A 21,057-nucleotide genomic window follows, 5' to 3' on the forward strand; every position below is an offset into this window, starting at 1 on the left:
AAGCAAGCATGCGACGCTGCCTGTAGGGTGACGCAGGCTGACGACGAAAGTGACAGCCAAACGCCGTCACGGTTTCGGCGTCATTGGACGCGCGTCACCGTGAACCCGCGGTCCTTCAGCAGGTCGATCAGATTGTCCTTGCCAGTCAGATGTCCCGCGCCCACCGCGATGAAGGGGCGGCCGGTCATCGGCTCGATGGCTTTGACCCAGTCGCGGTTGCGCGCGGTCAGGATCGCTTCCTCGACGACCGGATCGGGCTGCTCGCCAATCTGGTCCTCCTTCGCGATCGCTTCCATGTCGCCCTTCAGCCAGGCAGCCAGGATACGGTCGTAGAGCGCCTTCATGCCCTTGGCCTCGTTCACGGTCTGCACCAGCAATTTGGATTGCGCGTCCGGGGGCAATGTGTCGAAAGCCTGGAACTGGCGCTCGACGGTTTCCAGGCCGCCGATCGGCTTGCCAGCGTTTTTGAAGGCAGCGATCAGGACAGGTTCGACGCCATTGTCCTGACTGACATGAAGCGCCTGCTGGCTGGCAGCAGACAGCAGCATCGCGGCGGCCCAGCTTTCATAGCCCGACAAAAGCTGGGAGGATGTGCCGCCATCGCTGATGGCTTTGAGCAGCGCAGGCCTTTCCTTCGTGGGCACCCGCTGCTCCAGCGGCGGCAGGTTCGGGCTGCGGCCCATATCCTCGAATATGCCGAGCGTCTTTTGTTCGTCTTGCAGGTCGGCCGCTTCCAGCACCAGCCGGTCGGCCTTCGCCATGGCGTCGCGGATCGGCGGCGTGTCCCATGCCACGTCCTTTGGAAGGACATGGATAGTGCCAAACAGCCAGCCTTTGAGCGCACCGCGCTCCACCTGCCACAAGGCCGGTCCGCCCTGCTCTTGCGTGGGGGACGGCGGCGCCTTGTCGCAGGCGACAGCGAGCGTCAGCGAAAAGAGCGCGAGGAAGCGGAGGAAAAGGCTGGTCATGTTCTCAATCCTTCACCCGGCTGACCTTGATGTCGAGCGTGCCCAGTTGCTCCTGCACGCTGCCCTTGCCGGCCAGATGACCAGCACCGACCGCGACGAAGACCGTGCCGGGACGGTCGAGGCGCGCCTTGATCCAGCGCGCCCAATTGGCGTTGCGGTCGGTCAGCAACACGCGGGCCAATTCCGGCGTTGCCTCCAGCGATTCATTCATCTCCCGCGCCAGCTTGTCCGGCTGTCCGGCCTTCCAGTAGCGCAGCAGGGAATCGAAACTCTTGTCCAGATCCGGCAGGCCGTCGACGGTGGCGTTGAGGAAACTGACCTGCTGGTCCATCGGCAGGCCCGCGAAGAAGCCGATCTGCTGCTCGATCGTTTCGAGTGCGTCGACTCGCTTGCCTGCGTCGGTGGCGGCCGCGCGCAAAATCTTTTCCGCGCCAAGGTCGGTGCGGAAGCCTGCGCGGGCCAGGGGTGCGACCGACAGGGCCATGCCGGGCATCCACGGATTGAAAATCTCGAAGCTCTGCCAGGGCATGCCATTGGCCTCCATCGCGGCCTGATAGGCAGTGCGCGCGGGCGGCGACAGGCGATCGGACAGTTTCACTCCATCCTTGGCCAGCGCCATGCCGGCCATGGTCGTGCCCAGCGCGCGGGGATCGTCCGGTTCGATGATCTCCAGCACCAGCTCGTCCGATGCGTCGAAGGCGCGCTTCACCTTGCCGTCGAACCAGCTGACGCCCGGCTTCATCACATGCACCGTTCCGAACAGATAGATGCTCGTGTCCGCGTCGCTGACGCGCCAGAGGGCGGGGGTGGCCACATCATCGGAGCGGGCCTGCGCATGTCCGCCAGCCAGCAGGAAGGCAACGGCCGCTGCGCGCAGCAGGGTGGAGAAAATCGTCATGCGCCATCCATGCGCAGCACGGGCGCGCAGGGCAAGCGCCTTAACCCTGTTTGCCGCCGCTTCCCCTTGACCCTGTTCCTGCCATGCGCCAAGGCGCGAGGCCAAGTTTCGAGCGAAAAGGACCATCGGTGGCGACGACCAAGGCGCTTTCCTTTCAGGACCTGATCCTGACCCTCCATGCCTATTGGGGGAAGCAGGGCTGCGTCATCCTGCAACCCTATGACATGGAAGTGGGCGCGGGCACATTCCACCCGGCCACCACGCTGCGCAGCCTGGGGCCGGACGCCTGGAACGCCGCCTATGTGCAGCCCAGCCGTCGCCCGACCGATGGCCGCTACGGGGAAAATCCCAACCGGCTCCAGCATTACTACCAATATCAGGTCATCATGAAGCCTAGTCCTGCAAATTTGCAGGAGCTGTATCTGGGAAGCCTGGTCGAAATCGGCATCGATCCGCTGGTCCACGACATACGCTTTGTCGAGGATGACTGGGAAAGCCCGACGCTGGGCGCCTGGGGCCTGGGCTGGGAAGTCTGGTGCGATGGCATGGAGGTGACGCAGTTCACCTATTTCCAGCAGATGGGCGGCTTTGACTGCAAGCCGGTCGCGGGGGAACTGACCTACGGGCTTGAGCGGCTGGCCATGTATATTCAGGGGGTGGACAGCGTCTACGACCTCAAATTCAACGACGCCGGCGTCACCTATGGCGACGTGTTCCTTGAAAATGAGCGGCAGATGTCGAAATGGAATTTCGAGGTCGCCGACACCGACAAGCTGCTGCGCTGGTTCAAGGACTGCCGCGCGGAATATGACCAGTGCATCGACAGCGGTGTGCCGCTCGCAGCCTTCGAACAGGCGATCAAGGCCAGCCACACCTTCAACCTGTTGCAGGCGCGCGGCGTCATTTCGGTGCAGGAACGCGCCAGCTATATGGGGCAGGTGCGCGACATGGCGCGCGGCAGCTGCGAAGCCTGGATGAAGCATAATGGGTGGGCGGCGTGACTTGTCTTTCTATAATCCTCCCCTCGCAGGGGAGGTGGCATCGCAAGGCGATGACGGAGGGGTGTGACCCTCTCGATAGCGGGACACCCCTCCGTCTGGCTGCGCCAGACACCTCCCCTTCAAGGGGAGGATGCGTTTTATATGGGTTTGATTCATGACTGACTTCCTCCTCGAACTGCGCTGCGAGGAAATTCCCGCGCGCATGCAAGTGAAGGCATCGGACGATCTGGCGCGCCTGTTCGCGGACGAGCTGGCCAAGGCGGGATTGAAGCCGTCCGCCATCGACAGTTTCGTGACGCCTCGCCGCCTCGCCCTCATCGCCCGCGACCTGCCGCTCGAAACCGCCGCCGTCAGCGAGGAATTTAAAGGCCCCCGCACCAGCGCGCCGCCGCAGGCGCTGGAGGGATTTCTGCGCAAGACGGGGCTGACGCAGGATCAGCTGGAGGATCGCGACGGCGTCTGGTTTGCCATCGTGAATAAGCCCGGCCGCGCCACCGCCGACGTGCTGGCGCAAGCAGTTCCGGCGGTGATCCGCGCCTTTCCCTGGCCCAAATCGATGCGTTGGGGCGCGGCAAGCCAGACGACCGAAAGCCTGCGCTGGGTGCGGCCGTTGAAGGGCATCGTCGCGATTCTGGGCGAGGCTCTGGTCGATATCGAAATTGAAGGGCTGCGATCAGGCTATGCGACGCTCGGCCACCGTTTCCATCACCCCGGCGAAATCACCATCGGCGGGGCGCATGACTATGTGGAAAAGCTGCGCGCCTGCCATGTGATCGCCAGCCATCAGGAACGGCAGGCGATCATCGAGGCAAAAGCCGCGCAAGCCGCCGCCGCGCACGGCTATAGCGTCATCGAGGACAAGGGGCTGGTCGCGGAGAATGCGGGCCTCACCGAATGGCCGGTGCCGCTGCTCGGCGATTTCGACCCGGCCTTCCTGGAAGTGCCGCCCGAGGTCATCCAGCTGACCCTGCGCATCAACCAGAAATATTTCGTCTTGCGTGATGGCGAGGGCAATCTCGCCCCCGCCTTCATCTGCACCGCCAATATCGATGCGAAGGAAGGCGGCGCGGCGATCATCGCGGGCAACCGCAAGGTGCTGGCCGCTCGCCTCTCCGACGCTCGCTTTTTCTGGGAGCAGGACCGCAAGACACGGCTGGAGGACCACGCGAAGAAGCTGGAGCGCATCACCTTCCACGAGAAACTCGGTACCGTCGCCGACAAGGTCGAACGCGTCGCGAAGCTGGCGCGATGGCTGGTGGAGGAGGGGATTGTCACCCCCACCAATACCGTCACCCCAGCGAAGGCTGGGGTCTCAGGCGACAGCGCGCCTACGCCTGAGATGTCGGCGGGAGTCACGCGCCTCCCGCCGACCTTCGCTGGCATGACGACGGAGGAACTCGCCACCCTCGCCGAACAGGCCGCCCGCCTGTGCAAGGCCGATCTCGTCACCGAAATGGTCGGCGAGTTCCCCGAACTGCAAGGCATCATGGGCGGCTACTACGCCCGCGCCGAGGGCCTGCCCGACGCCGTGGCCGACGCCATCCGCGACCATTACAAGCCGGTCGCGCAGGGCGATGAGGTTCCAACCGCGCCGGTGACGGTAGCGGTGAGTTTGGCGGACAAGTTAGATACGATTGTTTGCTTTTTCTGTATCGATCAGGAACCAACGGGATCGAAAGATCCATTCGCGCTGCGCCGAGCCGCTCTTGGGGCGCTTCGTATCATCCAATTGAATGGGCTACGATCGGCTTCGCTTTCGTTCATCGAGCTCGCCATTGTAACCGTAACCGAATTAGCTGTCGGCACGGCGGGTAGCGCGTTTGACGGACTTCGTGCCCGCCGTTCTGCTGATCTCATTAAGTCGGAGCTAGGGCTTACGGGAACCGCCGAAGTCCTTGAATATATGGTGCGCGTTGAAGCGGAAGCCATATTCAGTTTCATCATCGATCGCCTCAAGGTCCAGCAGAAGGAAGCTGGCGTTCGTCACGACCTGATCGACGCGGTGTTTGCGCTTGGTGGCGAGGATGATCTCGTCCGCCTGCTCGCCCGCGTGAAGGCGCTCCAGTCCTTCGTCGCGACCGACGACGGCACGAATTTGCTCGCGGGTTACAAGCGCGCGTCGAACATCCTCAAGAAAGAGGTGCCGGACCCCACTAGTGCTCCGGCGAAGGCAGGAGCCCAGGGCGACGACGCGCGATCTGGCCCTGGGTTCCTGCCTTCTCAGGAGCACGGCGCTCTGCCCTACACCCCCGAACCCGCCGAAGCCGTTCTCATCACCGCGCTCGACGCCGCCGAACCGCGTGCGGCCCAGGCGGTGGCGGACGAGCGGTTCGAGGATGCGATGGCGGCACTGGCGACGCTGCGCGCGCCGATCGACGCCTTTTTCGACAGCGTAACCGTCAACGATCCCGATCCAGCCAAGAGGGCGAATCGCCTTGCGCTGCTGGCGCGGGTGCGTGACGCAGTGCACAATGTCGCCGACTTTTCGAAGATTGCCGGCTGAGGACCGAAGATTCCAACGCCAGCATAATTTTCGAGAAGATCGGCGGGATATTCCTATCCCATCGTGCATTGAGCCGCTAATTGCGGTCACATTATTGCAACGCACAAAACTCGGCAATCAGTGCAGGGAGAGCCGGAACATGGTGAAGACACAAGAGGCCCAGATGAACAGCATGACCCGCTATGTCTATCGGTTTGGCGGCGGCGTGAATGACGGGGGCAAGGGCGACAAGAATCTGCTGGGCGGCAAGGGCGCCAATCTGGATGGCATGGCCGCGATCGGCCTGCCGGTGCCGCCGGGCTTCACCATCACGACCGAAATGTGCACCCGCTATTATCAGGATGGCGGCACCTATCCCGACAGCCTGCGCGATGAAGTGGCGAACGGCATCGCCCATATCGAAGGCGTGACCGGCAAGCGTTTCGGCGATGCGGCCGATCCGCTGCTGGTGTCGGTGCGGTCCGGCGCGCGCATCTCCATGCCCGGCATGATGGACACTGTCCTCAACCTCGGCCTCAACGATGAAACCGTGGTGGGGCTGGCCACTGTCAGCGGCGACGAGCGTTTCGCATGGGATAGCTATCGCCGCTTCATCCAGATGTATTCGGACGTGGTGCTCGAACTCGATCATGGCGCGTTCGAGGAAGCCCTCGAAATCGCCAAGGAAGATCAGGGCTATACGCTCGACACCGAAATGAGCGCCGACGACTGGAAGGCGCTCGTCACCGAATATAAGGCACTCGTTCAGAAGCTCTGGAACAAGCCCTTCCCGCAAGACGTCCACGACCAGCTTTGGGGCGCGATCAGCGCGGTGTTCGGATCGTGGCAGGCCGACCGCGCGAAGGTCTATCGCCGCCTGAACTCCATCCCCGGCGACTGGGGCACGGCGGTCAATGTGCAGGCGATGGTGTTCGGCAATATGGGCGACACGTCGGCCACCGGCGTCGCTTTCACCCGCGATCCGGCCACCGGCGAAAATGCCTATTATGGCGAATATCTCATCAACGCGCAGGGTGAGGACGTGGTGGCGGGCATCCGCACGCCGCAATATCTGACGAAGGCGGCACGGGAACGGGCAGGGGCCAAGCCGCTGTCGATGGAAGAGGCAATGCCCGAAACCTATGCCGAACTGGCGCGGGTGTTCCAGATCCTCGAAACCCACTATCGCGACATGCAGGACATCGAATTCACGGTGCAGCAGGGCAAGCTGTGGATGCTCCAGACGCGTTCGGGCAAGCGCACCGCCAAGGCCGCGCTCAAGATCGCGGTTGACATGGCGCATGAGGGGCTGATTTCCGAGGAGGAAGCCGTCGCGCGCGTCGATCCCGCCGCGCTCGACCAGTTGCTGCACCCCACGCTCGATCCCGACGCCCCGCGCGACGTGCTGACCAAGGGGTTGCCCGCCTCACCGGGCGCGGCAAGCGGCCTTATCGTGTTCGATGCCGACACCGCCGAGCGGCGCAACGAACTGGGCGACGCGGTCATTCTGGTGCGCGTCGAAACCAGCCCGGAGGATATTCACGGCATGCACGCGGCCAAGGGCATCCTGACCGCGCGTGGCGGCATGACCAGCCATGCCGCAGTCGTTGCGCGCGGGATGGGGCGTCCATGCGTATCGGGCGCGGGCGGCCTGTCGATCGACAATGCCAGCAAGATCTTGCGCATCGGCAGCCGCGAGCTGAAGGAAGGCGACGTCCTCACCATCGACGGCGCGACCGGCGAAGTGATGGCCGGCGAAGTGCCGACCGTTCAGCCGGAACTGGCCGGCGATTTCGGCACGCTGATGATCTGGGCCGACAAGGTCCGCCGGCTCAGGGTGCGCGCCAATGCCGAAACCCCGCTCGATTGCCAGACCGCCCGCGATTTCGGGGCGGAGGGCGTCGGCCTGTGCCGTACCGAACATATGTTCTTCGACGCCGCCCGCATCACCGCCGTGCGAGAGATGATCCTGGCCGACAGCGAAAAGGGCCGCAGGGCCGCGCTAGACAAGTTGCTGCCCGAACAGCGGGACGATTTCGCCCAGATTTTCATGGTGATGGCGGGCCTGCCCGTCACCATCCGCTTGCTCGACCCGCCGCTGCACGAATTCCTGCCTCATGGCGAGGCGGAGTTCGAGGAAGTGGCGAAGGCCGCGGGCGTCGGTGTCGAGGCATTGAAGCGCCGCGCAACCGAGCTGCATGAATTCAACCCGATGCTCGGCCATCGCGGCTGCCGCTTGGGCGTGACCTATCCCGAAATCTACGAGATGCAGGCCCGCGCCATTTTCGAAGCGGCCTTGCTGGTGAAGCAGCGCAGCGGCGACGCGCCGATCCCCGAAATCATGATCCCGCTGGTTGCCACCCGCAAGGAGCTGGAACTGATGAAGGCGATCGTCGATCAGGTCGCAAAAGATGTGTTCGCCGAACAGAACGCCTCGGTCGACTATCTCGTCGGCACGATGATCGAACTGCCGCGCGCCGCGCTCAAGGCTGGGGAAATTGCCGAAGTCGGCGAATTCTTCTCCTTCGGCACCAATGACCTGACGCAAACCACCATCGGCATCAGCCGCGACGACGCCGGCCGTTTCCTCACCCAATATGTCGACAAGGGCATTTTCGCTCGCGATCCCTTCGTCAGCATCGATGTGGAAGGGGTGGGCGAACTGATCGAACTCGCGGCGGAACGCGGCCGCGCGACCCGTAGCGGCATCAAGCTCGGCATTTGCGGCGAACATGGCGGCGATCCTGCCTCGATCGCCTTCTGTGAGAAGACCGGACTCGATTATGTCTCGGCCTCGCCCTATCGCGTGCCGATCGCCCGACTGGCCGCCGCACAGGCGGCGCTGGCCTGCAAATAAGAAAGGGCGGGAGTGGATGCTCCCGCCCTTTTTCGTGAAAAGACAGCGCGGCCCGATCAGGCCGACCCGGTAAGGCGACCCAGCAGGCCCGGCTTGTCGCCCCGCTCAAGCGCGCGCGCCTGTCCGCGCCAGTCTTCGTGCGCGATGGTGCCGGGCTTCAGGCCAAGCCGCGCCTCCAGCGTCGCTTCCTGTTCGGCGCTGAGAGCCGCAATCTGGCCATAGCGGTGATAGCCCGCTTCGTTCAGCGCCACTTCCTGCGCCTGGCTCAGCCCCTTGATCCGGCTGAGGTCATCGCGGCCATGCACTGCGCCGCCGACGGCCGCTGCGGTGCCGGGACCAATCGGCCCGTTATGGCGTTCCAGCTCGGCGATCCGCGCATTGGCGGCTTCGATGCGGGCGTCGCGATCCCGGAAGGCGCCGTCCCGCTCCTGCAAGACAGTGCGGTGCGCGATCTGCTCATCGCGCCACAATCGCTTATATTTGCCGCGCCCGCTCATCATCAGCCCCAATATCCAGCCTATGATCAGGGCAATCAGCAACAGCGCCAGGTCATTCATGGTGAAGCTCATGATGGCCTCCTTTCCTGCGGCTTGAACGGCGGACCGGGACAAAGGTTGCTCCATCGCCGTCAGGCGGGATCAGGGCGCAGGAAAAGTGTAAAAAAGGCTTGCCCAATCGGCCGGGCGCTTCTATCTGCGCCTCTCCAAACGCACCCGTAGCTCAGCTGGATAGAGCATCAGACTACGAATCTGAGGGTCGGACGTTCGAATCGTTCCGGGTGCGCCATTTGGACACAGGCAGTGCGGCTTTCAGCCGGCTGCCGGAAATCGGCACCCGTAGCTCAGCTGGATAGAGCATCAGACTACGAATCTGAGGGTCGGACGTTCGAATCGTTCCGGGTGCGCCATTTCCCTGATGAAAGCTACAACAGCAGCTTTCTTGGCCTCTATCCTTCCTGCGCCAGCGTGATCAGAGCATCCACATCAACATGCCGTTCCAGATGGTCGGCGAGCGCGTCGAGCGCGTCTTCGACCGACTGGTCATAATCTGCCTCTATCGACGTCGCGCCAATCCGATGCAGCAGGGCTGCGCGCAGCGAGGTGCTGGCAAGCAGGCCATGGACGTAACTGCCCATCACCCGCCCGTCCGGGCTGATCGCCCCGTCGGGCCTGTTTCCGAGCATCGCAAAAGGCCGCGCGCAGCCGGGTCCGTCGCTGCGGCCCATATGCATTTCATAGCCTTGGAAATCCGCCCCGAGCGCGCGGCCACGCACATGCTCCAGCGTCTTGTCACCAGCAAGCATCGTGTCCACTTCCAGCAGGCCCAGGCCATTGATGCTCCGCACTGACCCTTCGATCCCGGCGGGATCGCGGATCGTCCGCCCCAGCATCTGATAGCCCCCGCACAATCCCAGCACCGCGCCCCCGCGCCGGTGATGCGCGCGTATGTCGATGTCCCAGCCCTGCCCGACCATGGCGCGCATGTCCGCGATCGTCGCCTTCGATCCGGGCAGGATCACGAGCGCCGCATCGCCGGGAATGGCTTGCCCAGGCCCAATCATGCGCAGGTCGACGGCTGGCTCCAGCTTCAACGGGTCGAGATCATCGAAATTCGAAATGCGCGGCAGCACGGGGCAGGCGATGATGATCGGGCCGTCGGCGCAAGGCACCGGGCGTTCCAACACCACCGCGTCCTCGCTGGGAAGCCGCGCGACGTCAGCGAGCCGGGGAATGACGCCAAAGCCGCGCCAGCCCGATAGCGCCTCGATCTGACGATAGCCATCTTCGAACAGCGTCAAGTCGCCCCGGAATTTGTTGATGAGGAAGCCCCGGATCATCTTGGCATCGGCGGGGTCCAGCACCGCGCGCGTGCCGACGACCGCAGCAATCACGCCGCCCCTGTCTATGTCGCCCACCAGCACGACCGGAACATTGGCGGCGCGCGCAAAGCCCATATTGGCAATGTCGCCCGCGCGCAGGTTGATTTCTGCCGGAGAGCCTGCGCCTTCTACGACCACGATGTCACATTGCGCGCGCAGCCGATGATAGCTTTCGAGAACCTCGTCCAGCAGTGCGCCCCGCGCCGCGCGAAAATTGCCCGATCCCAACGTGCCGCGCACTTTCCCGTGCACGATCAACTGCGAACTACGGTCGGCCTGCGGCTTCAGCAGCACCGGGTTCATGTCCGTATGCGCGGGAACGCCGCAGGCTATCGCTTGCAGCGCCTGCGCGCGGCCAATTTCTCCACCGTCGATCGTGACTGCGGCATTGTTCGACATATTCTGAGGCTTGAAGGGGCGCACATCATGGCCATGACGCTTGAGCGCCCGGCACAGCCCAGCGACCAGAACCGACTTGCCGACGTCAGAGCCGGTCCCCTGCAACATGATCGCGCCCATGGCGCGTCCATGCCCGACCGACCAAGGCGAGGCAACTTAAAGCCCGCGCTGATAGTCCAGCGCGTCGATGATCTTGCCGCCGGCCATGAAGACTGCGCCAGTGCAGGCGAGTGCCAACAACTGACCGCCAAAACCGGGATATTGCTGCATATAGACAGCGCCGCGCTCAGTCGCGCCAAGCGCGAGCGCATAGATGATCAGAAACGCCTCGAACTTGGTCTTGATCGTGAAAAGGCCCTTGATCCGTTCCATCATCGTCCCATCGGCTTGTCGCCCCTCAGGGAAGAAGATCGCCGGAAAGCTGCAAATGGTCAACAAGCGTTAACCATGATTGCTCGATCCGGGCGATGAGGCGGGTGTCCCCCAAATCATCGGGCGCGATTTCCTCCGGCCAGTAGGTCGCGACGATGCGACCGATTTCGTCCAGCTTGCGCTCGTCGAGCAAGAACCGCGGGTCGATCGTGGCAGGATCGGCAACAACGCGCAGGCGCAGGCAGGCTGGGCCGCCGCCATTGGCCATGGACTGGCGCACATCGACGGGGATGAGCCGGCGAATCGGGCCATTGCCCGCCACCATCTGCTGCAACCAGGACCAGACGGCGGGCGTCTCCTGCGCCTCGGTCGGCAGCACCAGTGCCATGACGCCGTCAGGCAGGGTGACAAGCTGCGCATTGAACAGATAGCTGCGGATCGCGTCGGCCAGGCTGACGGCGCTCGCCGGCACTTCGACAATCTCCACGCAAGGCAGCGCGTCGCGCAAGTCCGCATAGAAACCGTCTTTGTCCACGAAGGCCTGCTCATGGGTGAAGAGCACACGTTCATTGGCCACGGCGACCACGTCATTGTGGAAAGCGCCCGCAGCAATCGCCTCTTCCGATTGTTGGACGAACAGGCAGCGCTCGGGGGCCAGGCCATGCAGCCGTGCGACCGCCTTGCTTGCCTCCACATGCTGGCGCGCGGGGAAGGGACCGCCAGACTGGCCATAGACGAATATTTCCACCCCCGGCAGGTCGTGCCGTTCGGTCAAGCGCATATGGTTCGCCGCGCCTTCATCGCCAAAGGGCGGCGGCACCGGGTCATGGACGGCAAAGCTGCGCGCATCGGAAAAGGCCAGGCGCAACTGCGCCAGCGTCTGCGGCCACTCATGGCTGCGATGTGGCATGGTGACGAGATTGGCGACGGTCAGGTGCGTGCGCCCATCGCGCGTATCGGCCGCAGGCGACACCGTCGCCGCATTGGCCGCCCACATGGAGGATGCCGACATGGCGGCCGCGCGAATATGCGGCTCAGCGCCGGATACGTCCGTTCCCAATCGCGCAAGCCAAGCGCCATCGGGGCGCCACTGCGGCAGGAAAAGCCCCTGAGCCAGGCCGAGCGCTATATTGCCGCGCATCTTGTCCAGCCCCTGCAACGCGGCGGCGCGCGGCTGCGACACCGCGCCCGCATTGCGCGCGGAGGCGAGATTGCCCAGGCTCAGGCCCGCATAATTATGGCTGGGACCGATCAGGCCGTCGAAATTGATTTCGGTGATGCTCATGCGCGCCCCGCCATGGTGAAGCTGTCGCCGATGCCAAGGCCAATCCGCTTTGCGCTGTCCGCGTCGAGCGAAACCGCGCCGTCCGCATCCTCCTCGACAAGGCCCCAGGTACAGCGATAATCGGCAAGCGTTCCGCAGGCGATCAGCATTTTCTGCCCACCGCCATCATGCGTGGCGGCCAGTATGACATCGCGCGCGGCGGCAATCGTCTTCAACTGGTCGACCTGTCCCACCATGGTCGGCCCGCCGTCGAAAATATCGACATAGCCGGCATTTTCGAACCCTTCGGTTTCCAGCATCCGCATCGCCGCCCGGCCATTGGGGTGGGGCAGGCCGATGACAGCGCGCGCGCTGTCGGTCAGCATCGCGGTGTAGATGGGCGTCTTGGGCATCAGGTCGGCGATGAATTGGTTGCCATTGACGGCATTGAACTCGTCGGCTTCCTGAAAGCTCATGCCGAAGAAACGGCCCGCCAGGCCATCCCAGAAGGGCGACCCTCCCGCTTCGTCGATGACGCCGCGCAATTCGGCGATCACCCGGTCGCCAAAGCGCGCGCGGTGATTGCGGATATAGAGGTAACGGCTGCGCGCCAGCAGCAGCCCCAGGCCTTCCGCCCTCTCGCGCGGATGGAGGAACAGGCCGCCTACTTCGACGGATCCTTCCAGATCGGTGGTGAGCGAGAGCATCTGCGCGCGAAATGTCCGGCCCAGTTCGCGGCTATGCTGGGTCAGCATGCCCAAGCGGTAGGAATAAAAGGGCCAGTTCTGCCCGACGGTCGAGAATATCTGGCACGTGCCGCGCACCTGCCCCGTCTCGACATTTTCGAGCACCATGACGATCAGCTCGTCCTCAATGCCATCGCTGGTGCGGGCGAGCGCCTGTTCGGTTCGTTCGAGCTTGGCCGACAGGGACGCGCGATCGGGCGGCAAATTGGTGAAGCCGCCACCGGTCAGCTTAGCCATTTCATACAAGGTCTGCAAATCGTCCGCGCGCGCGATGCGCATGATGAAGCTCAAGCGGTCATCCTCTCTCTTGTCCCGGTTGAAACTGGCCCTGGGCAATCCGCCAAAGGGAAAGCGCCGACAGCCGCGCTCGTTCGGGCAGGCTGTCGGTCAGCAGAAATTCGGCGTCGCTATGGATGCTGCCACCGCGCACGCCCATCGTATCGACCACCGGCACGCCGCACGCCGCGATGTTGTTGCCGTCGCACACGCCGCCCGTATCGCGCCACCCGATCGACAGGCCCAGGTCGGTGCCGCATTGCCGGACGAGGCCGAATAAGCGATCCGCCTTGGCATCCATGGGCTTAGGCGGGCGGCCAAAGCCGCCGTGCAGATGCAGCATGACGTCATGATCGCGCGCGATGTCGGCGATCGTGCGATCAAGAAGCGCGCGGGCGGCCTGTTCGTCCTGCGGTGTGCGGGGACGGAAATTGACGCGCAGAACGGCATGGTCGGGCACGACGTTATTCGGCCCACCGCCGTCGATCTTGGCGGGATTACAGGAAAATCCCGCGCCGCTGGCGGCCTTGAGACGCAGCGCCAGATCCGCCGCCGCGAGCAGCGCATTCCGACCATCGTCGGGGTTCCGCCCGGCATGGGCGCTGCGCCCAGTGACGATCACCGAAAAATTGCCGCTGCCCGCGCGCGCGCCGGCCAGCGTGCCGTCCGGCAGCGCGGGTTCGTAGGTGAAGGCGGCCAGTTTCCCCGCCGCCCTGTCGCGCAGCAAAGCGGCAGACGAGGCGCTCCCGACTTCTTCGTCGCTGTTGATGACCACGTCATAGCCGACATGGTCGACCCCGCCAGTCGACTCCAGCGCCGTCAGCGCGGCCAACATGACCGCGATGCCGCCCTTCATGTCGGCAACGCCCGGACCATTGAGGACGCCCGGCTCCAGCCAGCGTTGGTCCTGAAACGGATGATCGACGGGAAAGACCGTATCCATATGGCCGGTCAGCAGCAGGCGTGTTGGCGCGTCCGGGCGCACGGACAGAAGCAGATGCTGGCCATGGGCAAGCGGCTGGAGCCGGCCGTCCGGGGCGACATTCTCGACAGGCGCCGGATCAATCAGCGACAGCGCGCCGGGCAGGGCGCTGAACGCGTCGGCCAGCATCGTCGCCATGCGCGCCAGGCCGTCCAAGTTACGCGATCCGCTGTTGATCGCCGCCCATCGCTGCACCTGATCCAGCATTGGCGCGCTCGTCACATGGTCCAGCAGCCGCTCTTCTTGGGGAGACAATCGGGTCATCCCGATCATCTATCAGAGCCAGGAAGGCGGCTCCACCCCCGCACGAAAATTACGCGGATCAGAAATCATATGTCAGGGTTAGCCGGCTGAGCGTGTCGAAATCCCGGGCGGCCAACACCGTCTCGGACTCATATTGGATATTGTATGAGAAGGCGGCCGACCAACGCGTGCTCACCTTTGTTTCCAGCGAAGTCAGGGCATTCAGCGTATAGACGTCGCTTTCGGCATAGCCCGACGCCGTCTGCTTGAAAGTCAGGGTCGGACTGGCGCGCCAGGCCAGTGCCATGGAGCCGCGCGCGCCCAATTTGGTTTCGCGTTCCCCGATCAGATATTTCACATGACGGATCGACGGGCCGATATCGGCCGAAAGGTCCACGGGCTTGCTGACGATCAGCTTGTACCCAACGCCCGCCGACGCCGTGTAGCGTTCGGCATAGCCGATCGAGGTGTCGCGTTCGAATTGGGCAAGGCCATAGGCAAAGCCCCTTGGATCAAATTCATAGCGCGGCTCGTAGCCGGCGAAGTAGCGTTCGCGCGACGTCACGCCATTGGCGCGGCGATAATCGGCGCTGGCCGTCAATTTGTGCGTCCATTGAATACCGGTGCGCGTGGCGGTGGCCGATGCGCTGATCCCCAATTCGCTGGTCGACCCAGTGGACCGGAACCCCCCAGCCTCGATCCGGCCGGTCCACAGGTCACCAATGCCGGCTTCGCGGATGACGGTTTCATGCGTCGCCTTGGTCCGTTCCTTCCAGCTGTTGACCATGCGCTGGATCTGGTCGGCCGATGCTGGATTGGTCTGCTTGGCGATTTTTGCGACGGTCGCGATATCGGTTTCGTTGCCATTGGCGATGGCGGCTTCCAGCATCTCGCGCACGGCCGCTGGCAATAGCGCATCCTCCGCGGCTTTAGCGGTGACGGGCAGGGCGGCGAGAGAGAGCGATAACGGTAACAGGACGGCGCGCATGGCGCCCCTCATATCGAATCGACCGCGAAAATTAACCCCTTTCGCGGCGAAAAGATCAGATAAGCGCCCGAAATTCCTGTACGATGTCCCGATACAGCTTGCGCTTGAACGTCACGATCATGTCGGGCAGCGTTTCTGGCGCCGCCCATTTCCAAGCCCTGAATTCGGGATGTTCGGTCGCGATGTCGATATCGCTGTCCTGCCCCAGGAAGCGGGCGAGAAACCAATATTGCCGCTGGCCGCGATATTTTCCGCCCCACAGCTTGCCCATCAATTCGGGCGGCAGATCATAGAAATGCTCGTCCTTCGCCTTGGCGATGATGTCGACATGCGCCCGGTCGATCCCGGTTTCCTCACGCAATTCGCGCAGCGCGGCCGTGCGGGCATCTTCCCCGTCATCAATGCCACCCTGCGGCATTTGCCAGGCTTCAACGACATTATCGAGTCGCTGGCCGACAAAGACCTTACCCTCCCTGTTGACGAGCATGATGCCGACGCAGGGGCGATACCCCATTTCCTGTTCCTTGGTCGCCAAGTCCGTAAATCCCCAATTGCCTTTGTCCGGCAGTTCTTCCCCAAAACCGCCATCGCCGCCCTGATGACGCCAGCCAACGATAATTCGGGGGCGGGATGCCGTCCATGGGCCGAATCGGCGTGGCGCTGCCAGTCTGGGGGTAAATGCGGCAAGATGCCCGAAGGAACATTTGGAACCGCCATGGGCCAAGCGGCATTGGATGCGGATGACCGCTCCTGTCCTGCTCTGGTTCCGCCAGGATCTCCGCCTTTCCGATCAAGCCGCTCTGGCCGCCGCCGCTGCGGAGGGGCCGGTCATCCCGGTCTATGTGCTGGATGACGAAACGCCCCGGCAATGGGCGATGGGTGGCGCTTCCAGCTGGTGGCTGCATCATAGCCTTGTCAGCCTCGACAAGGCGTTGCGGGACAAGGGGTCGCGCCTGATCCTGCGCCGCGGCAAATGCGCTGATGTGCTCCAGGCGCTGGCCAAGGAGAGCGGGGCGGAGCGCGTCCATGCCCTGCACCATTATGAACCCTGGTGGCGCAATGCGGAAAAGTCCGTCGCCAACGCACTCGACCTCTGCCTGCATGACGGCATGCTGTTGCTGCCGCCCGGAGCGGTGCGGACAGGGTCGGGCGGCATCTATAAAATCTATACACCATTTGCCCGCGCCATGATGGAACAGATGCCGCCGGCGGCCCCGAACCGAACCCCGGCGACTATCGAATCGCCTGCGTCCTGGCCGGATAGCGATCGGCTGGACGATTGGGACCTGCTGCCGACCAAACCCAATTGGGCCAGCGGCTTCCACGCGGACTGGACGCCCGGCGAAGACGGCGCACGGGCCAATGTCGCTGCTTTCATTGACGAGGTCGGCGACTATCCTACCGCGCGCAACCTGCCGTCGGTCGAGGGAACGTCCCGCCTTTCGCCGCACCTGCACTTTGGCGAAGTGTCGCCGGCCTATGTCTGGCATCGGGTCACATCTTCCGATGCTGACGCAGAGACATTCCTCAAGGAGTTGATCTGGCGGGATTATACCCATAGCCAGATTTGTGAGATGCCGACTTATGGGTCGGAAAATGCGCGCGACGATTTTGACCGGATGGACTGGCGCGACTTGCGAGAGGCACGCGGCGATTTTGCCGCGTGGAAGGAGGGGCGTACGGGCTATCCGATCGTCGACGCCGGCATGCGGCAATTATGGGCCACCGGCTGGATGCATAATCGCGTGCGCATGATCGCCGCCAGCTTCCTCATCAAGCATCTGCTGATCGACTGGCGGCACGGCGCAAAATGGTTCTGGGATACGCTGGTCGATGCGGACTATGCCAATAACAGCGTCAATTGGCAGTGGGTCGCGGGCAGCGGCATCGACGCCAATATGTTCAGCCGCATCATGGCGCCGCTCACCCAGTCCGAAAAGTTCGACGCCGGGGACTATATCCGCCAATGGGTGCCGGAACTGGGCGACCTGTCCGATGACGTCATCCATGACCCTGACGCCCATGACGCCAGGCCGAAGGACTATCCGGCCAAGATCATCGGGCACAAGGCGGGCCGTGAACGCGCGTTGGCGGCCTATCGCCGCATCAAGGGATGATTGCAGCGCGCGATGGCTTGCGGCAGGATCGCCGCCATGAACGCGACCGATCCTCGCCGTGGCCGGCAGGCCCCGACCATCCGCAGGGCCACCCGTCCGCTGGGTAATGCCCGGCTGTCGCTGTGGCTCGCCCGCCTGTTCCATCGGATGCTGGACCGGATCGACCGGGGTCTGGACGCCGGATCGCTGGAAGCGGCCCTGCCGGACGGCACGCGCAGGCTGCTCGGGGGCCGGGCAGCCGGACCCGATTGCGTCGTTCATCTGCATAGCTGGCGCGCCCTGGTGCGACTGGCGACCGGCGGGTCGGCAGGTTGGTATCGCGCCTGGGCGGCGGGCGAATGGGCCAGTCCCGATCCTGTTCCGCTCTTTGCCCTGTTCATGCGCAATGCCGTCAGTCTGGGCCAGGTCGCGCGGCCGCACGGACCCACCCGATGGATTGGCCGCCTCTGGCATTGGCTCCGGCGCAACAGCCGTGCCGGATCACGGCACAACATCGCCTTTCATTATGACCTGGGCAATGATTTCTACCAGCCATGGCTGGATGAAGACATGCACTATTCCAGTGGGTTGTTTGCTGACACGGGCAATTGGCTGGAGCCGCTGGAAGCGGCGCAACGGCGCAAGGTCGATGCCATATTGGATCGTCTGGACCTTGGGGATGGGGACGCCCTGCTGGAAATCGGGTGCGGTTGGGGCGGGCTGGCGGAGCGAGCGATGGAGCGGCGGGTGCTGCGCTATACCGGCCTCACGCTGTCGACCGAGCAGGCCGACTATGCCCGCGACCGGCTGGGGTCAGGCGCAAGCGTGGAACTGACGGACTATCGCGACGCACAGGGCGCCTATGACGGCGTTGCCAGCGTTGAAATGGTGGAGGCGGTGGGGCAGCGTTACTGGCCCGACTATCTGGAGGCGATTTACCGGCTTCTGAAACCTGGTGGCCGCGCCGCGATCCAATATATCCTGATAGACGATGCGATTTTCGAGCGCTATGCGCGCGGCGTCGATTTCATCCAGACCTATATCTTCCCCGGCGGCATGCTGATTTCGCCAAGCCGGTTCCGGCAAATCTCTCAGGAAACCGGTCTGGAATGGCGCGATGAAACCCGATTTGGCCTCCATTATGCCGAAACGCTGCGCCGGTGGCGGCAGCGTTTTGATCGCGCCATCGAAGACGGACGATTGCCCGCCAGTTTCGACCAGCATTTCGTCGCCCTGTGGCGCTATTATCTCATGTATTGCGAAGGCGGTTTTCGCGGTGGCGGCATCGACGTCGCGCAGGTGACATTAGTAAAGCCCGCATGAGGTTCAGCCTTCGACCCGCATTTTGTGGCCAGTCGGCGTATCGCTCGTCACCAGATTGACGATCGCGTCCGCGACAACATCGGGGGCTTTCAGCGTGGCGGGGTCTTCCCCGGGGAAGGCGCGGGCGCGCATGGCCGTGCGGGTCGCGCCGGGATCGACGATGTGCGTGCGGATCGCCGAAATGTTGCGCACTTCCTCGCCATAGGCGCCGATCAACGTCTCCAATGCCGCCTTGGACGCGCCATAGGCGCCCCAATAGGCGCGAGGGGCTGAACCGACCGACGACGTCAGGGCGATGACGCGCGCGTCACCGCTTGCCCGCAACATGGTGTCGAACGCCGCGATCATGGCTTGCGGCGCGGCGATATTGAGCGTCAGCAGGCGCGCAAATTCTTTGGCATCTATCGCCTGCACCGCCGCCAGTGACCCAAGGGTTGCCGCATTCAGCACAAGAATGTCGAGTGCGGACCAGCGTCCCCCAATGGCTTGCGCCAGCCGGCCGATACTGTCGCCGTCGATCAGATCCAGCGGCGCGATCGTCGCGCTGCCCCCGGCGGCGTGGATGCGCTCCTCCACTTCCTCCAAGGCGCCGGGCGTTCGCGCGGTCAGAATGACATGCGCGCCGGCCTTCGCCAGCGCCTGCGCCGTCGCAGCGCCGATCCCGCGACTGGCCCCGGTGACGAGCGCCAGCTTGCCGGAAAGAGGAAGATTGGACATGGCACTCCCGTTCATGCCGGCCGCCGGCCGAGCTGGTCTGATGTCTGGAAAGAGCGAGCGGCCATCCCCGGCCGCCCGCGCATGCGTGTCAAACGACGCGTTCGGCCAGCAGTTCGAACTGGTTCTGCACGACCGCTTCGTCCTGATCCGTCAGCGTGGTGGGATAATCGCCGGTGAAGCAGGCGTCACAATATTGCGGCCGTATGTCGGCGCGCTTCGCCTCGCCAAGCGCCTTGTACAGGCCGTCGATCGAGATGAAGGACAGGCTGTCGGCATGGATGAAGTCCTGCATGCCGCCAATGTCGAGCCGATGCGCCAGCAGCTTGGTCCGCTCGGGCGTATCGACGCCGTAGAAGCAGCTATGCTTCGTCGGCGGCGAGGCTATGCGCATATGCACTTCCGCCGCACCCGCTTCGCGCATCATCTGCACGATCTTGAGCGAGGTCGTGCCACGCACGATCGAATCGTCGATCAGCACGATGCGCTTGCCTTCGATCAGCGCGCGATTGGCGTTGTGCTTGAGTTTGACGCCGAGGTGACGAACCTTGTCGCCCGGCTGGATGAAGGTGCGGCCGATATAATGCGACCGGATGATCCCCAGCTCGAACGGAATCCCCGATTCCTGGGCATAGCCGATGGCCGCTGGCACGCCGCTGTCGGGCACGGGAATGACATAATCCGCCTCGACCGGGTTTTCGATCGCGAGCTGCGCGCCGATCGCCTTGCGCACCGAATAGACGCTGGACCCGTCCACGATCGAATCGGGCCGGCTGAAATAGACATGCTCGAAAATGCATGGGCGCGCATGGGTTTCGCCAAAGGGACGATGCGACCGGATTTCGCCGCTGTTGGTGACGATCACCAGTTCGCCCGGCTCGACGGTGCGGACATAATCGGCGCCAACGACGTCGAGCGCGACGGTTTCCGACGCAAAGATGGTCGCGTCGCCCAAGGTGCCCATGACCAGCGGACGGATGCCCAGCGGATCGCGGCAGGCGATCATGCCCTCGGGCGTCATGACGATCAGCGAATAGGCGCCTTCCACCTGCTTCAAAGCGTCGATGAACTTGTCGAGCAGGGTCCGGTAGCTGGAGGTTGCCACCAGATGGATGATGACTTCGGTGTCGGACGTCGACTGGAAGATGGAGCCGCGGCGAATCAGCTCGCGGCGCAGCTTCATCGCGTTGGAGATATTGCCGTTATGGGCCACGGCAAAACCGCCCGAATTCAGCTCCGCATAAAGCGGCTGGACATTGCGCAGCGATGTTTCGCCGGTCGTCGAATAGCGGACATGGCCGCAGGCGCTTTCGCCGGGAAGGCCGCGAATCACGTCGTCGCGGTCAAAATTGCCAGCCACATGGCCCATGGCCCGATGGGTATGGAATTCATGCCCGTCCCAGCTGGTGATGCCGGCTGCTTCCTGGCCGCGATGCTGCAGCGCATGGAGGCCGAGCGCGACGATAGCGGACGCCGTTTCGGCGCGGGACACGCCGAAAATGCCGCATTCCTCGCGCAACTTGTCGTCGTCGAAGGGATTGGTCGTGATCATGGGTGCGAACCGGTTCC

General features: G+C 63.7%; 17 protein-coding genes and 2 tRNA genes. 7 read left to right on the forward strand and 12 right to left on the reverse strand.

What is annotated here, in order from left to right:
- Positions 1 to 80: 80 nt before the first annotated feature.
- A complete protein-coding gene (locus tag RLDS_RS38035; RefSeq protein WP_021225663.1) occupies positions 81 to 968 on the reverse strand; it encodes a TraB/GumN family protein in 888 nt (295 codons plus the stop codon).
- Positions 969 to 972: 4 nt separating this feature from the next.
- Positions 973 to 1,866: a TraB/GumN family protein gene (locus tag RLDS_RS38040; protein WP_031297923.1), complete on the reverse strand. Its 894-nt coding sequence runs from the start codon at positions 1,864 to 1,866 to the stop codon at positions 973 to 975.
- Between the two features lie 128 nt (positions 1,867 to 1,994).
- On the opposite strand from RLDS_RS38040, the gene RLDS_RS38045 reads away from it, so the two are divergent.
- The 3 genes from RLDS_RS38045 (at position 1,995) to ppdK (ending at position 8,206) form a co-directional block, all read left to right on the forward strand.
- Positions 1,995 to 2,867, forward strand: coding sequence for a glycine--tRNA ligase subunit alpha (locus tag RLDS_RS38045; protein WP_021225665.1), 873 nt, complete (start codon positions 1,995 to 1,997; stop codon positions 2,865 to 2,867).
- 154 nt (positions 2,868 to 3,021) lie between these two features.
- Entirely contained in the window at positions 3,022 to 5,370 is a 2,349-nt protein-coding gene (gene glyS / locus RLDS_RS38050) for a glycine--tRNA ligase subunit beta (RefSeq protein WP_021225666.1), read from the forward strand.
- 139 nt (positions 5,371 to 5,509) lie between these two features.
- Positions 5,510 to 8,206 (forward strand): pyruvate, phosphate dikinase, encoded by a 2,697-nt coding sequence (gene ppdK, locus RLDS_RS38055; RefSeq protein ID WP_031297924.1) that lies wholly within the window; start codon positions 5,510 to 5,512, stop codon positions 8,204 to 8,206.
- A gap of 56 nt (positions 8,207 to 8,262) precedes the next feature.
- Here the strand turns inward: ppdK and RLDS_RS38060 are convergent, their stop codons facing one another.
- Entirely contained in the window at positions 8,263 to 8,775 is a 513-nt protein-coding gene (locus tag RLDS_RS38060) for a hypothetical protein (protein ID WP_021225668.1), read from the reverse strand.
- A 140-nt stretch (positions 8,776 to 8,915) separates the two neighbouring features.
- Here RLDS_RS38060 and RLDS_RS38065 point away from each other — a divergent pair.
- A tRNA-Arg gene (locus tag RLDS_RS38065) sits at positions 8,916 to 8,992 on the forward strand.
- Between the two features lie 44 nt (positions 8,993 to 9,036).
- Positions 9,037 to 9,113, forward strand: a tRNA-Arg gene (locus RLDS_RS38070).
- A 39-nt stretch (positions 9,114 to 9,152) separates the two neighbouring features.
- Here RLDS_RS38070 and RLDS_RS38075 read toward each other — a convergent pair.
- The 7 genes from RLDS_RS38075 to RLDS_RS0128015 are packed head-to-tail and all read right to left on the reverse strand — an operon-like array spanning position 9,153 to position 15,869.
- Positions 9,153 to 10,604, reverse strand: coding sequence for a cobyric acid synthase (locus RLDS_RS38075; RefSeq protein ID WP_021225669.1), 1,452 nt, complete (start codon positions 10,602 to 10,604; stop codon positions 9,153 to 9,155).
- A gap of 36 nt (positions 10,605 to 10,640) precedes the next feature.
- Positions 10,641 to 10,856 carry a hypothetical protein gene (locus RLDS_RS38080; protein WP_021225670.1) on the reverse strand — a complete coding sequence of 72 codons (216 nt, stop codon included), beginning with the start codon at positions 10,854 to 10,856 and terminating at the stop codon, positions 10,641 to 10,643.
- A 25-nt stretch (positions 10,857 to 10,881) separates the two neighbouring features.
- Positions 10,882 to 12,141: an N-succinylarginine dihydrolase gene (locus tag RLDS_RS38085; protein WP_021225671.1), complete on the reverse strand. Its 1,260-nt coding sequence runs from the start codon at positions 12,139 to 12,141 to the stop codon at positions 10,882 to 10,884.
- Positions 12,138 to 13,157: an arginine N-succinyltransferase gene (locus tag RLDS_RS38090; RefSeq protein ID WP_021225672.1), complete on the reverse strand. Its 1,020-nt coding sequence runs from the start codon at positions 13,155 to 13,157 to the stop codon at positions 12,138 to 12,140. Before RLDS_RS38090 ends, RLDS_RS38085 begins: the two co-directional genes overlap by 4 nt.
- Positions 13,158 to 13,161: 4 nt before the next feature.
- A complete protein-coding gene (locus RLDS_RS38095; protein ID WP_031297925.1) occupies positions 13,162 to 14,388 on the reverse strand; it encodes a hydrolase in 1,227 nt (408 codons plus the stop codon).
- Between the two features lie 58 nt (positions 14,389 to 14,446).
- Complete coding sequence (locus RLDS_RS38100) at positions 14,447 to 15,355, reverse strand: DUF481 domain-containing protein (protein ID WP_021225674.1); 909 nt, start codon at positions 15,353 to 15,355, stop codon at positions 14,447 to 14,449.
- Between the two features lie 55 nt (positions 15,356 to 15,410).
- Positions 15,411 to 15,869: an RNA pyrophosphohydrolase gene (locus RLDS_RS0128015; protein WP_152528030.1), complete on the reverse strand. Its 459-nt coding sequence runs from the start codon at positions 15,867 to 15,869 to the stop codon at positions 15,411 to 15,413.
- A 226-nt stretch (positions 15,870 to 16,095) separates the two neighbouring features.
- Between RLDS_RS0128015 and RLDS_RS38105 the strand changes: the two genes are divergently transcribed.
- A complete protein-coding gene (locus tag RLDS_RS38105) occupies positions 16,096 to 17,472 on the forward strand; it encodes a cryptochrome/photolyase family protein (protein WP_031297928.1) in 1,377 nt (458 codons plus the stop codon).
- Between the two features lie 36 nt (positions 17,473 to 17,508).
- Positions 17,509 to 18,774, forward strand: coding sequence for a class I SAM-dependent methyltransferase (locus tag RLDS_RS38110; RefSeq protein ID WP_021225677.1), 1,266 nt, complete (start codon positions 17,509 to 17,511; stop codon positions 18,772 to 18,774).
- 3 nt (positions 18,775 to 18,777) lie between these two features.
- Here the strand turns inward: RLDS_RS38110 and RLDS_RS38115 are convergent, their stop codons facing one another.
- Both RLDS_RS38115 and purF read right to left on the reverse strand, forming a co-directional pair.
- Positions 18,778 to 19,491: an SDR family NAD(P)-dependent oxidoreductase gene (locus RLDS_RS38115; RefSeq protein ID WP_021225678.1), complete on the reverse strand. Its 714-nt coding sequence runs from the start codon at positions 19,489 to 19,491 to the stop codon at positions 18,778 to 18,780.
- An 88-nt stretch (positions 19,492 to 19,579) separates the two neighbouring features.
- Positions 19,580 to 21,040 (reverse strand): amidophosphoribosyltransferase, encoded by a 1,461-nt coding sequence (gene purF / locus RLDS_RS38120; protein ID WP_021225679.1) that lies wholly within the window; start codon positions 21,038 to 21,040, stop codon positions 19,580 to 19,582.
- Positions 21,041 to 21,057 lie beyond the last annotated feature (17 nt).

The sequence above is a fragment of the Sphingobium lactosutens DS20 genome (genome assembly GCF_000445105.1).
GTDB classification, from domain to species: domain Bacteria; phylum Pseudomonadota; class Alphaproteobacteria; order Sphingomonadales; family Sphingomonadaceae; genus Sphingobium; species Sphingobium lactosutens.

Coding starts and splice junctions, on each gene's coding strand:
- RLDS_RS38035 (WP_021225663.1), bottom strand. CDS start 968: ATGACCAGCCTTTTCCTCCGCTTCCTCGCGCTCTTTTCGCTGACGCTC.
- RLDS_RS38040 (WP_031297923.1), bottom strand. CDS start 1,866: ATGACGATTTTCTCCACCCTGCTGCGCGCAGCGGCCGTTGCCTTCCTG.
- glyS (WP_021225666.1), top strand. CDS start 3,022: ATGACTGACTTCCTCCTCGAACTGCGCTGCGAGGAAATTCCCGCGCGC.
- ppdK (WP_031297924.1), top strand. CDS start 5,510: ATGGTGAAGACACAAGAGGCCCAGATGAACAGCATGACCCGCTATGTC.
- RLDS_RS38060 (WP_021225668.1), bottom strand. CDS start 8,775: ATGAGCTTCACCATGAATGACCTGGCGCTGTTGCTGATTGCCCTGATC.
- RLDS_RS38075 (WP_021225669.1), bottom strand. CDS start 10,604: ATGGGCGCGATCATGTTGCAGGGGACCGGCTCTGACGTCGGCAAGTCG.
- RLDS_RS38080 (WP_021225670.1), bottom strand. CDS start 10,856: ATGGAACGGATCAAGGGCCTTTTCACGATCAAGACCAAGTTCGAGGCG.
- RLDS_RS38085 (WP_021225671.1), bottom strand. CDS start 12,141: ATGAGCATCACCGAAATCAATTTCGACGGCCTGATCGGTCCCAGCCAT.
- RLDS_RS38095 (WP_031297925.1), bottom strand. CDS start 14,388: ATGACCCGATTGTCTCCCCAAGAAGAGCGGCTGCTGGACCATGTGACG.
- RLDS_RS38100 (WP_021225674.1), bottom strand. CDS start 15,355: ATGCGCGCCGTCCTGTTACCGTTATCGCTCTCTCTCGCCGCCCTGCCC.
- RLDS_RS0128015 (WP_152528030.1), bottom strand. CDS start 15,869: ATGGGGTATCGCCCCTGCGTCGGCATCATGCTCGTCAACAGGGAGGGT.
- RLDS_RS38105 (WP_031297928.1), top strand. CDS start 16,096: ATGACCGCTCCTGTCCTGCTCTGGTTCCGCCAGGATCTCCGCCTTTCC.
- RLDS_RS38110 (WP_021225677.1), top strand. CDS start 17,509: ATGAACGCGACCGATCCTCGCCGTGGCCGGCAGGCCCCGACCATCCGC.
- RLDS_RS38115 (WP_021225678.1), bottom strand. CDS start 19,491: ATGTCCAATCTTCCTCTTTCCGGCAAGCTGGCGCTCGTCACCGGGGCC.
- purF (WP_021225679.1), bottom strand. CDS start 21,040: ATGATCACGACCAATCCCTTCGACGACGACAAGTTGCGCGAGGAATGC.